The organism is Pseudomonas guariconensis, assembly GCF_024127895.1.
Lineage (GTDB): Bacteria > Pseudomonadota > Gammaproteobacteria > Pseudomonadales > Pseudomonadaceae > Aquipseudomonas > Aquipseudomonas guariconensis_B.
Genome location: NZ_JAMYBK010000002.1, coordinates 458,781 through 471,992 on the forward strand (window position 1 = coordinate 458,781; position 13,212 = coordinate 471,992).

A 13,212-nucleotide genomic window follows, 5' to 3' on the forward strand; every position below is an offset into this window, starting at 1 on the left:
GGCCTCCTACAGCTCGATGCTCATGCCGTCGTAGGCGACTTCCACGCCCCGGCGTTGTACCTCGGCGCGTTCCGGGGAGTCTTCATCGAGAATCGGGTTGGTGTTGTTGATGTGGATAAGCACCTTGCGCTGGCGCGGGAAGCCCTCCAGCACCTCGAGCATGCCGCCCGGGCCGTTCTGCGCCAGGTGGCCCATCTCGCGGCCGGTGCGGGTACCGACACCGCGCCGTTGCATTTCATCATCCTCCCACAGGGTGCCGTCGACCAGCAGGCAGTCGGCGCCGTGCATCATCTCCAGCAACTGGCCGTCGACCTGGCCGAGGCCTGGGGCATAGAACAGCTTGCCGCCGGTGCGCAGGTCTTCGACCAGCAGGCCCAGGTTGTCGCCCGGGTGCGGGTCGAAGCGGTGCGGCGAATAAGGCGGTGCGGCGCTGCGCAGGGGGAAGGGGGTGAACCTGAGGTTTGGGCAGGCTTCGATGACGAAGCTGCCGTCCAGCTCGATGCGGTTCCATTTCAGGCCGCCATTCCAGTGGCTGAGCATGTTGAACAGCGGAAAGCCGGTGGTCAGGTCCTGGTGGACCATGTCGGTGCACCAGACCTGGTGCGGGCAGCCTTCGCGCAGGCTGAGCAGGCCGGTGGTGTGGTCGATCTGGCTGTCGAGCAAAACGATCGCATCGATGCCGGTGTCACGCAGGGCGCGGGCCGGTTGCATCGGCGCGAAGGCCTGGAGTTGGGCGCGGATGTCTGGCGAGGCGTTGCACAGGATCCAGTGTTCGCCGTCGTCGGACAGGGCGATGGACGACTGGGTCCGCGCCGTGGCGCGCAGCGTGCCGTCGCGAAAGCCCTTGCAGTTGGCGCAGTTGCAGTTCCACTGGGGAAAACCGCCGCCAGCGGCGGAACCGAGAATCTGGATGTACATGGCTGCTCTCTATCCGAAGATGCGTATCCGAAAAACGAAAACGCCCCGGCGGACCGAGGCGTCGAACCGCAGGCTGGCTTAGCGGTTGGCGAAGTACATGGTCACTTCGAAGCCGATACGCAGGTCAGTGTATGCAGGTTTGGTCCACATGGGCTTGCTCCTTCCGGATAGGGGTTGGGGTTGTCAGTCACTTGTTTGGGTACCGCCTCGCGGAGGAGGTTCCATTGGCTGAGATTGCGCTATCTTACAAGAAAAATTTGTACCGAAAGGTTAATTATTCGAAAAGTGCCCTTGCACTTACCGTAACAATCGACCTTCGCTCATTGCCATCGCTCATCTGGCGCCGGTGCATTGGCCAAGCATAGCCAGCCATCTTCGGCCGCCAGCAGGCGCTGCATTAACAGATCCAGGTGCGTCTGGTCTGTATTCAGAATAGACCGCTGCATGTAGGAAAGGTCGCTGGCTTGTGTGGCCAGTTGTGTCTGCCATGCCCATTCCGCCATGTCGGTGTTGGCCATGGCGGACTCCGCGAACTGCTCGGCCAGGGCTTGGCGCACGCCGCTGTCGAGCTGCACACCTTCCTGGAGCAGGGCCAGCAGGTGGGTGAGGATTTGCGTGGGGCTGGCATGGGGCGATTGCACGCCGAAGAGCAGGCCGCCGACGCCCTCGACCTGACGAAAGGCGCTGAACACCGCATAGCCCAGTTGCAACTCCACTCGCATGCGCTGGTAGTACGGACCCTGCAGCAGTTGCGCCAGCAGCCGGCCTGCGGCTTGCTGTTCAGCCGGTAGCGGGCAGAACAGCAGCAGGGCGCTCTCGCTGCCCTCGGCCTGGGCGTGATGCCAGTGCAGCCCGTGGAAGGGCGCGGGCCGCTGCAGGTGGGCGGGTTGGCCCATCAGCTTGCCCAGGGTCACGCCCAGGGCTGCCTGCCCGGCCTGGTCGAAGCCCACGGCCAGGCCCTGCCAGCGCGCCGTTTGCCAGAGCCGGTCGAGCAGGGCCTGGTCCAACGGGGCGGCCGAAGTGGGTTGGGCTTCGCCGTTCCGCAGGACGTCGGGCAGTGCCTTGAGCAATGCCCGAAGTGGAATCAGCGCCGGCCCCTGGGTGGGCGGTGACTGCCAGTTATCCAGCGTGGGTGCACGTAGCAGGGCGAGCGACTCCTCGACCGCGCGCAACACCGCTTCCGGACGCCCCGTGCAACGCAGTTGCCAGTATTCGCCGATGGCATCGAAGGCCAGTTGTATCGATGCGCGTTCGGCGCGCTCCATCAGCGGGCGCAGTGCCTGTTCGAGTAGCGGATGGAAACGTTGACGCAAGCAGGAGGTTATCTGCCAGCGCAGGTAGAGCGCGGCGAAGCGGCGTGTGTCCGGCAGGAGGTCGCTGATCGCCAGGCCTGCTGGAGGCGCGGCCGTGGAGTGCCGGGGAAGGCCGGCTTGCAGCAACGGATCGGGTGGCGCTAGCCGCCAGTGGTCGTGGGCACTGTCACTGCTGGGGAGGCTGCCCAGCAGTATTCGCAAGGCCTCCAGGCCCTGTGCATCGAGGGCCCGGAAGGGGTGGCCTGCGCTGTCTCGGCGGGCCAGGTCGAGGGCGCTGGCGGCTTGCTCGCGGCTGTGCTGCAGGCGGGCGAACGCCTCGTTCAAGGTCGCCCTATCGGCGTGGCGCATGAAGCCGAGCCAGCTGTGCAGCGACGTGCGAATGTCGGCTTGCGATGCCTCTTCGCTCAGTTGCAGGCGAACGCTCCAGAGCAGTTGCCCGGCGAAGGCGTGCAGTGGCTCGGCCTGGAAGCCTTGTAGCCATCCACGTTGGCGCAGGTGTGCCAGCCAGCCACCCTTTCGGCTGTCACCCAGGTAGGCGAGCAGCAGTTCCAGTGCCTGTTCGGCGCCTTGCGGCAGGTTTTCATGGGCGAACAGCAGGTCCAACCTTCGTCCGGCTGGGGGGAGGTGACGCAGGGCGCCTTGCAGCAGGGCCGGGGGCATCGCCTGGGGGATGCGCTGGCCGTCAGCGAACAGGCCGCCGAGGCGCTGGCCCACGGCTTGCAGCGCGTCCAATGGCTGTGGCCCGCACAGGGCCAGGGTCATCTGCCCGCCTTGGTAGAACTGTTGGTGAAACTGCCGCAGAGCCTGCTGGAACGCCGGATCGCGCAACACCAGGCTGTGCCGGTTGCCCGCCTGGAAACCGCTCAGCGGATGGCGGGCGGACACGCACTGGAGCAGGGCGAAGTGCCGCTGGGCCTCGGGGTTGCGCGACCAGGCGATGAATTCGGCATGGATCACTTCGCGCTCGCGGACCTGGCGTTCGATGCCCAGGTCCGGCTCGGCGAGCATCTGGCATAGGCGCTCCAGGCCGCCTGGCAGCGCAGTGGGCGGGACCTCGAAGAAGAAGTCGGTGGTGCGCTCGCGGGTGCTGGCGTTGACCTGGCCGCCCAGGCTTTGCACATAGCGCATCAGGCCGTCTTCCAGGGGAAAACGGTCGGTACCCAGGAAGAACAGGTGCTCGAGGAAATGGGCCAGGCCAGGCCATTTCGCTGGGGCGTCATGGCTGCCGGCATGCACCCGCAGCGCCGCGGCGGCGCGCTTGAGGTGCGGGGCGTGGCGCAGGACGAGCTGCAGGCCATTGGCGAGGGTGAGGTGGCGAGTGGCGTACATGCGCTCATGCTAGCGCATTTGTGGAGGCTGGCTGGGAGCAATTAGGGCCGCTTTGCGCCCCATCGCCGGCAAGCCAGCCCCCGGGGGCTCAGTCCTGGCGAGCCTGGTGCAGCTCGCGCCGCAGATCGGTCAGGTAGGGAAACGCCGCCCGCCCTTGCACCACGCATTCATGCTCCAGCTCGGCCAGCAACTGGCACTCGCTGCGCCCTGCCATGGCCAGCAAGCTCCCATCCGGACCGATGATGCTGCTCTGGCCGCAATACTGGATCTCGCCTTCCGCACCACAGTAGTTGGCATACACCAGGTAGCACTGGTTCTCCTGTGCCCGTGCGCGCACGGTGACCTGGCAGATGAAGTCGTAGGGCGTCATGTTCGCCGTCGGCACCAGGATCAGCTCGGCGCCGGCCAGGGCCAGGCGACGGGCGTTTTCCGGGAACTCGATGTCGTAGCAGATCAGCATGCCCAGCTTCCAGCCGTCCAGCTCGACCACCGGGAAGTGATCGGCGCCCGGGCTGAACATGGCGCGGTCCAGCTCGCCGAACAGATGAGTCTTGCGGTAGTTGCACAAGCTGCGACCATGGGCGTCGATCAACTGCACGCTGTTGTATACCGCGCCGTCTTCGGCGCGCTCCGGATAGCCGTAGACGATGGCGATGCGGTGGGCCTGGGCGATTTCCACCACGCTCATGGCCGAAGGGCCGTCATCGGGCTCGGCGAGGCGCTGCACTGCCTCTGCACCGATGTTGTAGCCGCTCAGGTACATCTCCGGGCAGACCAGCAGTTGCGCGCCGCGGGCTGCCGCCAGTTGCGCCTGCTGTTGCAGGCGCTCGAGATTGCCGGGCACGTCCAGTGGCCTGGGCGTACCCTGGAACAGGGCGATGCGCATGGCGCCTCCTTGTTTCAGTCGGCCAGGGCGATCGGCCCGATCTCATGGAACACGTCGCCCGGGCCGGGATTGTCCGGGTGGGTCTTGCCACCGAAGTGATTCATGATACCCCACACCGCGTTCAGCGAGGTCTGCACCGCGCCTTCCACCCAGGCCGGCGTCCACGACACATCGTCGCCGGCGATGAAGATGCCGCGTTGCTCGGCCGGCATGTCATCCTGCATGAAGTGTGCGTACATGCGCTGGTTGTAGCGATAGTGGCCCGGCAGCGCACCCTTGAAGGCGCCGAGGAAGTGCGGATCGGCCTCCCACGACACGGTGATCGGGTCGCCGATGATATGGCCGGCGATGTCGGTCTTCGGGTAGATCTTCTTCAGTGCGTCGAGGGCCAGCTGCACGCGTTTTTCCACCGGGTGCGGCAGCATCTTCAGGGCGTCGCTCATCCAGGCGTAGGACAGGCAGATCACCCCCGGCTTGTCGTCGCCATTGTCGAACAGGTAGGTACCACGGGTCAGGCGATCGGTGAGGGTCATGCTCATCAGGTCGCGGCCGGTTTCCGGGTCCTTGTCCTTCCAGAACGGCCGGTCGACCATGACGAAGGTCTTCGACGACTGCATGTAGCGCGTGCGGTCCAAGGCCATCCACATCTTCTGCGAGAACAGCGATTCTTCGCAGTCGATCTGGGTGGTCAGCAGCCAGCTCTGGCAGGTGGCGAGCACCGCGGCATAGTGGCGGGTATCGCCCCAGTTGTCGGTAACTGCCAGGCGACCATCGGCAGCGCGGGCGATGCGCTTGACGCCGGTGCGTGGCGCGCCGCCGTGCAGCGAGCTGAGGCTGGTGCCGGTCGGCCAGTGGGCGCAACGCTCCGGCACATGGCGCCAGATGCCCTGGGGCACCTGCTCGACGCCACCGACGACCAGGTGCTGGTGATCGTCGCAGTTGGTCATCACCACGCGGAAGATCTCCAGCATCGAGTTGGGGAAGTCCGAGTCCCAGCCGCCTGTGCCGAAGCCGACCTGGCCGAACACCTCGCGGTGCTGGAAGCTGAGCTTGGCGAAGGCGCGCGAGGTGGCGACGAAGTCATAGAAGGTGCGGTCGTCCCACAGTGGCACCAGGGTGTTCCACAGTTCCTTGAGGCGTGGCACGTCGCGATCGCGGATGGCCTGCTGGATCTCGCTGAAGCGGGCACCGCTCTCCAGGGCGTCGGCCCAGGCATCGGCCACCTCATGGAACAGCGCCGGCAGGTCGGCGGGTTTCTCGGCGTAGTAGGTCTGGCCTTCCAGGTCGATCACCGTGCTGCCCGAGGCTGGGGTCAGCGGGTTGGGGAAGGGCCGGGTCTCGAGGCCGAGCTTGTCGACATAGTGGTAGAAGGCTGTCGACGATACCGGGAAACGCATGCCGCCGAGCTCGGCGATGATCCCGTCGGTGCCGTTGAACGCCTGGGAGCGCAGGCGCCCACCCAGTTTGGAGGCCTCGTACACCACTGGCTTGAGGCCCAGCTTCATCAGTTCGTAGGCCGCCACCAGCCCGGCGATACCGGCACCGACGATCGCCACTTCCTCGCCATGTCGCTCGGCTGGAATGCTGCCCAGGCCAGCGGGGTGCTCCAGCCAATCGTCGAACGCGAAGGGGAAGTCCGGGCCGAAGATGGTGATGGGTTTCTTGCCGTCGGCGGGATGGCGGTTTTTCTTGTTCATGTGAGGACCTTGCCAGGGAGGCTGCGCAGGGGCGGAGCCTGAGTATAGGAAATGCCTGGTGGCCATTTTATGGAGCGGGGTGTTCGTAATTAAGATGCAGAGTGGCGTCGTTATGCTGTGTTAATCGTCTTAATGACATTAATTGATTGCATAATGACGACATTCAGCCCAGCGCGGCCAGGTGCTCGAGCGTTTCTGGGCACTTCTGCACCAGGCGGATCAGCGCCACCGCCTGGGCGTTGGGTCTGGAGCGGCCCTGCTCCCAGTTCTCCAGGGTGCGGGCATTGGTGCGCAGGTAGCTGGCGAATACGGCTCGGGACATATTCAGGCGTTGGCGCAGCTCGATCAGTTCGTTGGCGGCCAGTGGCGCCAGTTCCTGAAACGCCATTTTGTGGGTGCGCAGGGTCAGCTTCCCGGCGCGCTCCTCGGCGAGGGCGTCGAAGCCTTCGGTGAGTTCAGTGAAAATGTTGCGTGGCATGGGTTGTCCTCGTCAGGTATTCGCGTTCCAGCAGATGCTTGATTGCCTGCCGTTGGAGAGGGCTTAGGTCGTCCTGCAGGTCTTTTCCATAGAGCGTGAACAACCAGAACTGGTAACCCGCTTCCCACCCGTAGTAGATCACCCTGATACCCCCTCGCTTGCCCTTGTGGCGTTGGGGAGCGGCAAAGCGCATCTTGCGCAGCCCTCCGGTACCCGGGATGACATTGCCGACATAGGGATATGTCAGGAGTGTCTGCTGCAAGGTGCGAAAGCCCTCGTCATCGAGGTGTTCCGCGCGGTGCCGCTCGAAAGCCGGCAGTTCGATAAAGATCGCTTCCATGATCTGTACGCTACCTGCGTATAGCTTGGGGTGGCCGCTCGTCAAGGGGCGACCTCTGGCAGCCTATCCGGGGGGAGGCACAGAGGTTGGGCTTGAGGTTTTCGAGGTGTTTCGGGGAACGTTTGCCTGGCGCTAGCCTCCGGCGAATGGCTCGCCAGTTGCCATGTTCGATGTAAAGGCAGCAATACCAAGCTTGGCGGCCGTGCTGGGAGAAGGACTTGTTGAAGTCTGGATCCGGAGCGGACGAGCCATTTCCTACAGACCTGCTTGTATTCAGGAACTATCCTACGAGCGTTGTCCACGCTAGCCTTCTGGCGCGCGGCATCGATGAAATCGCCAGTGACTGCGCCCAGCACCATGCCCGGAGAATGGGCGCGGGATGATTTGGTCGATCCAGCACTCGGCAGAAACGCTCAAGGCCCTGCTGGAGGGTGTGCTCGACGGCCAGGGCGCTTGATGCCCATCCAGGCAGCCGGCCCTCAGCCCGGCTGCCCCCGATCCACCTTGCTACTGAGGATGATGGAAGTGGTGGTCTTTTCCACGCCATCGAGGCTGCCGATCTGGTCGAGCAGTTGGTCCAGTTGCTCCGGTGAGTCGCTGTTCAGCCAGGCCACATAGTCGAATTCGCCGCTCACCGCGCACAGTTGCTGGACCTGGCCCATGGCGCTGAGGCGGCGCACGATGTCCTTGCCCGAGCGCGGCTGCACCTTGATCCCCACGTACGCTTGCAGGCCCCCACCGATCAGGCGCTGGCCCAGGCGTACGCCGTAACCGGTGATGACCTTGGCCTTTTCCAGCCGCGCCAGGCGCGAGTTCACCGTGGTCCGGGCGATACCCAGGTGGCGAGCGAGGGTGGCGACGCTTTCGCGGGCGTTGATCTGCAGCAGGGCGATCAGCTGGCGGTCGATTTCGTCGAGAGCGATGGGGCGGTAGTCGGACATGCAGGCTTCCTGTCTATATGGCCGCTTAGCCTAGATGGGACGTCAAGCGTGTACAAGAAAGCGGGCAACAGGGTTTCGTCTGTCACCATGGAAATACCGCGGTTATCATGCCTGGACGCGGTGATGTTGCCATCGCCAATCACACGAGTGACTTGGCCCAGGCCAGTGTGGGATGCATCTTGAATTTCGAACAGTTGCTTGAATGTTGGCGCATGGAGGTCTCCAACAAGAAAAAGCCCGGACGCAAAATCAGCTTGTTGCTCAACGTTCTCCGGCGGGCACGCAAGGACAACAAACTCCGCTACCTGTTCTGGTTTCGTATTGCGCAATACTTGTGCGCAAAGGGAGGTCTGCGTGCCGGCTATGCTCGGCGGCTCAACCAACGCCTGAATCTGCGGTACGCCGTCGACATAGACGTGGGGGCATCGATCGGGCCTGGGCTGCGCATCGCTCATCTCCCGGGCATTGTCATCAGTGGGCATGCGCGCATCGGCCGCAATCTGTTCATCCGCCAGAACAGTACGATTGGCATCAAGACGTTGGGGCGTGAAAGCTACAGCCTGGTAATCGGCGACAATGTGAGCGTGGGCGCGAACAGTTGCATCATCGCCGACCAAGTGCGAGTGGGGAACAATGTGACGATCGGGGCGATGTCTTTTGTCAACAAGAGCATTTCCGATAATTGTGTTTTCTATAACCAGCGCAATGCGGTGATCATCGAGAAATGAACAGCCGTCAGGGTTGCGGCGGCAACTCCGCCATGGCGCGGAACCTGTCCAGCGTGATCTTGGGGATGACGTCGTCCGGAATCCTGGAGGTCGCGGACAGGTTATATATCCTGAAGCGATCCCCTACGACCTGGCGAGCCGTCAGTTCGAAGGATGGCAGGATCCTGCCTTGGAAGTGCTGGTCGAGTCCGCAAGGAGACTTGTCTGAACCCTCCTGCTCGTAGAAGCGGCCAGCCGACTGCTGCAGATCGACACCCACGAGAAACACTTGGGTGAAGCCGACATGGTAGGCGATCTGCAATGCCACATAAGCGACCGTGCGAGCATCGAAGAAACCCTGTTGAAGGTCCTTGCTGAAGCCCAGCGAACGGGCTCTCTTGTCGAAGCTATTGCGGCTGCGCACCAGAGCCTGTTCGTTGCTGAGCAGTCGCTGGAGGAATGAAAGATCCCTGACTTTCCTGAGCAGGAAAACCTCCCCCTTTGGTGGCGGCTGAAGGTTTTCGTACTGGTCCTTCCACAGCGCTATCCGTTGGCTCTTTTCCATGGCCAGCGAGAACAACTCGGGTTGTTGGCGGGCAAAATCCCTATCAGTGCAGGCATAGAAGAACGGCGCTATTCCTGCTTCCAGCAACAGTGAGATCGAGCCATTCATGGCAATCACCGGGACATGGGCGAACTCAGCGATCGGAAAGTTTTTCGCCGATGTGCCGGATGCCAGAAGGATGACGGGGCCATTTGTGATATCCCGACAATCCGCGAATGCCCGAGGAGACGGAAGGACTGAGGACATTGACGCGCTCCATAGTGGGGTTGTGTAGGATCAAGTGCCTAATAATGCTGGAAGTGGTGCTTTCTACAAAGTCTGGATCAGCTGCATCTTGTAGGAGAAATCTGGGTGGTTCGCAGCTTTAAAGGACGCAGCCCGTCTTGCCTGTGAAAAAGGTAGGAGCACTCTCGCAAAGACCTAACCACCGGCTGGCCCATCATCCACCATCAGAAAGCCGCCCCGATGGCGAAAAAATGATACGACACGTCGGGTTCGCGGGAGTGGTCGCCTGACATTTGCGTTTATCGTTTTGCCCAACACAGCGGGAAGTTGGCCATGCACAACGAAAGAGCAATGATCGATAGCCATGTTCATTTCTATACAGAAGCGGACCTTGAAAAAGTCGCCGGAAAACTTCCCTATACGCTGCCGAAGCCTCATTCGCTAACGGACTACTTGGCGCAGCTTTCAAAAAACAATGTGCTCCCGCGATTCTTGAACAATGTTCACCTGAGCATTCTTCCCGATTCGGAAAACGTCTTCGCTTCGTTCGAAGAACTCAAGGATTTACAGGCCCGTGACCCGGCCACGTATTCCGGCATACGCCTGGTCGGCACGATCAAGGCCGATCCTGCCTATGCGACGCAAGCCCGCCTGGCTCATCCGCAAGTGGCGGGAATCAGGATCGTGCTGCATGACGCGAAACCCGGCTCGGTTCGGAACGGTGCCTACAGCGATACGGCCTGGAATGCATTGTACGACCGTCTGCGCGATCACCAGCACGTCCATGTCTATGCCCAGGAAGCCGAGACCAACCTTCGCGTCCTCAGGCAGATACCGCGGCATGTGCGGGTGATGATCGACCACCTCGGCAGTTGCCATGCTTCACGGGGCGCGGAAGAAGAAGCCTATGTTTCCCTGCTGCGAGAAGCGCGGGAAAGAGGAAATGTCTGGTTCAAGGGCCCCGGCTATCGAACGTCTACCGACGTTGAAAAAGTGCTTCCGTTTGCAAGTCGCCTGATTTCGGAACTGGGGGCAGGCAAGTTGATTCTCGAAGCCACGGATGCGCCGCATGTTGGTGCTGATAGCGATGGGAGTGATTTTGCGCGCAGTTTCGATACCGCCGGGGCGTTCGGGTTTGTTCAGGATCTGGCCGAGCGGCTGTCGGTTAAATGCGCAATACCGGCCGGACAGATTCTCAGTGGTGCAGCAGCAGAAATATTCAACTTTGATTAAGCCAGAGTGCTAGGCAGGACGAAATATGAACAATAAAGTCTCGATGCAGGAAATTGAATTCGACGTTGACTACGCTGGCCACAGCGTGCGCCTGAAAGGGGCGGTATTCCAGCCCGAACAGGCAAGCGATCTTCCGCCCGTCGTCTTCAACTCTGGCTTCACCGGCGGTGTCTCGATGTACGGCCAGCTGTTCGGCCGCGCATTGGCTGCCCGTGGCTACCGTGTCATGACCTACGATGTTGCCGGATTCTTCTCCAACAAGCAGGTCCGTAACACCCATCAGGTCGGCGACATCACCGTGACCAACGTGAGCCTGGAAGACCAGAAGGACGAGGTGCTGGGCGCCGTGGCCTGGGCGCGTGAGGCCTTCGGCGAGATGCCGGTGGTCGCTTCCTGGGCAATGGGCTCGGTGGCCAGCCTTGCCGCGGTGGCCGAGCTGGCCAAGGCTGGCAAGGAGCAGATCAAGTTCTGGGTGCCGATGAGCTACACCCGCATCCAGGACCTGCAATCGCTGCGCGCCGATGCCAAGGCCGCTGATGCCGCGATTCGCGAACTCGATGGCGATGCGCCCATCCCGCCGTTCGACACCGGCACCGAGGCGACCCGCCTGGGTTACTACCCGCTCGATCCGGCCACCCAGCAATACGTGGATGAACAACTGGGCGCCTACACCGAAGCCGGTGGCGCCGACCGTTGGCCGGGCTGCAGCCACGTAACCGCCAAGTCGTACACCTCCTATGTGGCGTTCGATCCAGAGCAGGCCATCGAAGGGGCAACGGGCTTCCCGCCGGCCTTGATCATCCACGGTGCCAAGAACAGCCTGCACATGCCGGCCGAGTCCGAGCGTCTGTTCCGCCTGTACCCGGGGGACGCCGGTGAAGGTGTGTTCTTGCTGGCTGACATGCAACATGGCCAGCAGAACCAGGCGGACCACCCGGTGTTCCAGGCCATCATCGAGAAGATCGACGAGGCGGTCCGTCGGTACGCCTGAGTCGCAGCATGCAAGCTGGCGGGCCCGCACGTCGGGCCTTCCAGTCGCAGACCTTGTCTCGCCACCCCCCTCGCTGTACCCTCCCGACGCGCTTGGCCACCGATGGCCGGGACGCCAGATCGGTCGCCGCTTGTGTCGCGCTGCGATCGTCGTCGCAGAGTCTGCGCGCGGGCCCCGCCTGCTCCGCCAGCATGTCGTAATGTGGTATGCCTATGACTCGTGTCTCTCGCCCCTGAGAAATATCGAGGAAAGGTATGCTCAGCTCATCCACCGCCAACGTGCAAGGTGAAGCCCCCAAGCGAATCGGGCTGCTCATCCTTCCCCAGTTCTCCATGATGGCCCTGGCTGGCGCCAGCGAGCCGCTGCGGGCTGCCAATCGCCTCGCCGGAAAAACGCTCTATCAATGGAGCTTGTTATCGGAGGCCGGCGGTACCGTCAGCTCCAGCAGTGGCGTGGAGATCAATACCCAGTCGCTCGAAGAGGCGCCTGAGCTCGATCGGGTATTCGTGCTGGCGAGCCTGGATATCGAGCATCAGCGCCCACCGAAGATGATCAGGTTCCTGCACCGCTCCGTCGCCAAGGGCAAGACCGTGGGAGCCTTCAGCACCGGCACGTTCATCCTTGCACGGGCGGGCTTGCTGGAAGGGAAGAAGTGCACGCTGCACTGGGAGTCGATCAACCAGTTCGCCGAAGAGTTTCCCACCATCGAGGTGACGCGCGAACTCTACGTCAACCATGACAATCGCTGGACCTGTGCCGGCGGCACGGCGGCCATCGACCTGATGCTGGCGCAGATCTCCGTCGACTATGGTGGCAAGCTTGCCGCCGCGGTGGCTGAGCAGTTCCTGCATGCCAGGATCCGAGGGCCGGAAGAACAACAGCGGATGTCCATCCAATGGCGATTCGGTGTGCACGATAGACGCATCACAGCGGCCATCGCGCAGATGGAGGACAACTTCGAGCACGTCATCAGCATCGAGCAAGTGGCGCAGGTGTGCAATCTCTCCCAGCGTCAGCTCGAACGCTTGTGGCACCAGCATTTCGGCATGACGCCCCAGCGATTCTACCTGGAGCTGCGCCTGGCCGAGGCGCGGCGGATGCTGAGGGAAAGCACCAAGTCCATTGCCTCGATCGCCTACTCGTGCGGGTTCGTCTCTGCCTCTCATTTGGGCAGTGCCTATCGCAAGGCGTGGGGCTGCAGCCCGGGTGAGGAGCGGCGAAAGTTTGATATGGGCCAGGCATAGGCGCCGGCAGGATGTACCGCGATGGGATATGTCCGCGCCCGGCTTTTGGCGGCCTCGGGGACACGGCATGGTCCGACATAAATAGGTGGCTTAGTAACTAACCGACCTGGGCTTCGGGTGCTGTTTCCTTATATATGGCCGGCCTTTCGAAACGCGCTTTTAGAAGATTTGTACGGTGGTCTGCCGAGTATCAGCCCGTGGCTTTCGCAAGGGATATGCGCGGCATGGGTCATGTCGATTTTTTGATAAAGGTCGTCGAACCTGAAGCTCAGCCGGGAGAAGGGAGCGGGGTAAGGTCGTCATAAATCCGGCATCCGCTCCCGATGACCCGGAAATCACAAGAAC

13 protein-coding genes are annotated in these 13,212 nt (G+C 62.4%); 4 read left to right on the forward strand and 9 right to left on the reverse strand.

Going from position 1 to position 13,212, the window contains the following annotated elements; translation table 11 throughout:
• Positions 1-6: 6 nt before the first annotated feature.
• The 8 genes from pqqB to NJF35_RS04630 all read right to left on the reverse strand — a co-directional run bounded on the left by pqqB (position 7) and on the right by NJF35_RS04630 (position 7,902).
• Positions 7-918 (reverse strand): pyrroloquinoline quinone biosynthesis protein PqqB, encoded by a 912-nt coding sequence (gene pqqB, locus NJF35_RS04595; protein ID WP_225786470.1) that lies wholly within the window; start codon positions 916-918, stop codon positions 7-9.
• 78 nt (positions 919-996) lie between these two features.
• Positions 997-1,068, reverse strand: coding sequence for a pyrroloquinoline quinone precursor peptide PqqA (gene pqqA, locus NJF35_RS04600; RefSeq protein WP_003243383.1), 72 nt, complete (start codon positions 1,066-1,068; stop codon positions 997-999).
• Positions 1,069-1,238: 170 nt separating this feature from the next.
• Positions 1,239-3,560, reverse strand: coding sequence for a pyrroloquinoline quinone biosynthesis protein PqqF (gene pqqF / locus NJF35_RS04605; RefSeq protein ID WP_253090723.1), 2,322 nt, complete (start codon positions 3,558-3,560; stop codon positions 1,239-1,241).
• 88 nt (positions 3,561-3,648) lie between these two features.
• Positions 3,649-4,446 (reverse strand): carbon-nitrogen hydrolase family protein, encoded by a 798-nt coding sequence (locus NJF35_RS04610; protein WP_225786468.1) that lies wholly within the window; start codon positions 4,444-4,446, stop codon positions 3,649-3,651.
• Between the two features lie 14 nt (positions 4,447-4,460).
• Positions 4,461-6,143: a flavin monoamine oxidase family protein gene (locus NJF35_RS04615; protein WP_225786467.1), complete on the reverse strand. Its 1,683-nt coding sequence runs from the start codon at positions 6,141-6,143 to the stop codon at positions 4,461-4,463.
• Between the two features lie 163 nt (positions 6,144-6,306).
• Positions 6,307-6,621: a helix-turn-helix domain-containing protein gene (locus NJF35_RS04620; RefSeq protein WP_253090724.1), complete on the reverse strand. Its 315-nt coding sequence runs from the start codon at positions 6,619-6,621 to the stop codon at positions 6,307-6,309.
• Positions 6,599-6,961: a toxin gene (locus NJF35_RS04625; RefSeq protein WP_253090725.1), complete on the reverse strand. Its 363-nt coding sequence runs from the start codon at positions 6,959-6,961 to the stop codon at positions 6,599-6,601. Before NJF35_RS04625 ends, NJF35_RS04620 begins: the two co-directional genes overlap by 23 nt.
• A 479-nt stretch (positions 6,962-7,440) precedes the next feature.
• Positions 7,441-7,902, reverse strand: a complete 462-nt coding sequence (locus NJF35_RS04630) for an Lrp/AsnC family transcriptional regulator (RefSeq protein WP_253090726.1) — start codon at positions 7,900-7,902, stop codon at positions 7,441-7,443.
• Between the two features lie 179 nt (positions 7,903-8,081).
• Here NJF35_RS04630 and NJF35_RS04635 point away from each other — a divergent pair, with 179 nt between their 5' ends.
• Positions 8,082-8,630 carry a serine acetyltransferase gene (locus NJF35_RS04635; protein ID WP_253090744.1) on the forward strand — a complete coding sequence of 183 codons (549 nt, stop codon included), beginning with the start codon at positions 8,082-8,084 and terminating at the stop codon, positions 8,628-8,630.
• 7 nt (positions 8,631-8,637) lie between these two features.
• On the opposite strand, the gene NJF35_RS04640 is transcribed toward NJF35_RS04635, so the two are convergent.
• A complete protein-coding gene (locus tag NJF35_RS04640; protein WP_253090727.1) occupies positions 8,638-9,420 on the reverse strand; it encodes a lipopolysaccharide biosynthesis protein in 783 nt (260 codons plus the stop codon).
• A 312-nt stretch (positions 9,421-9,732) separates the two neighbouring features.
• On the opposite strand from NJF35_RS04640, the gene NJF35_RS04645 reads away from it, so the two are divergent.
• From NJF35_RS04645 to NJF35_RS04655, 3 genes are all read left to right on the forward strand, one after another.
• On the forward strand, positions 9,733-10,632 hold the full coding sequence (locus NJF35_RS04645; RefSeq protein ID WP_253080200.1) for an amidohydrolase family protein: 900 nt from the start codon (positions 9,733-9,735) through the stop codon (positions 10,630-10,632).
• Positions 10,633-10,657: 25 nt separating this feature from the next.
• Positions 10,658-11,623: an alpha/beta hydrolase gene (locus NJF35_RS04650; protein ID WP_225786461.1), complete on the forward strand. Its 966-nt coding sequence runs from the start codon at positions 10,658-10,660 to the stop codon at positions 11,621-11,623.
• A gap of 254 nt (positions 11,624-11,877) precedes the next feature.
• Entirely contained in the window at positions 11,878-12,867 is a 990-nt protein-coding gene (locus NJF35_RS04655) for a GlxA family transcriptional regulator (protein ID WP_225786460.1), read from the forward strand.
• The last annotated feature ends 345 nt before the right edge of the window (positions 12,868-13,212 follow it).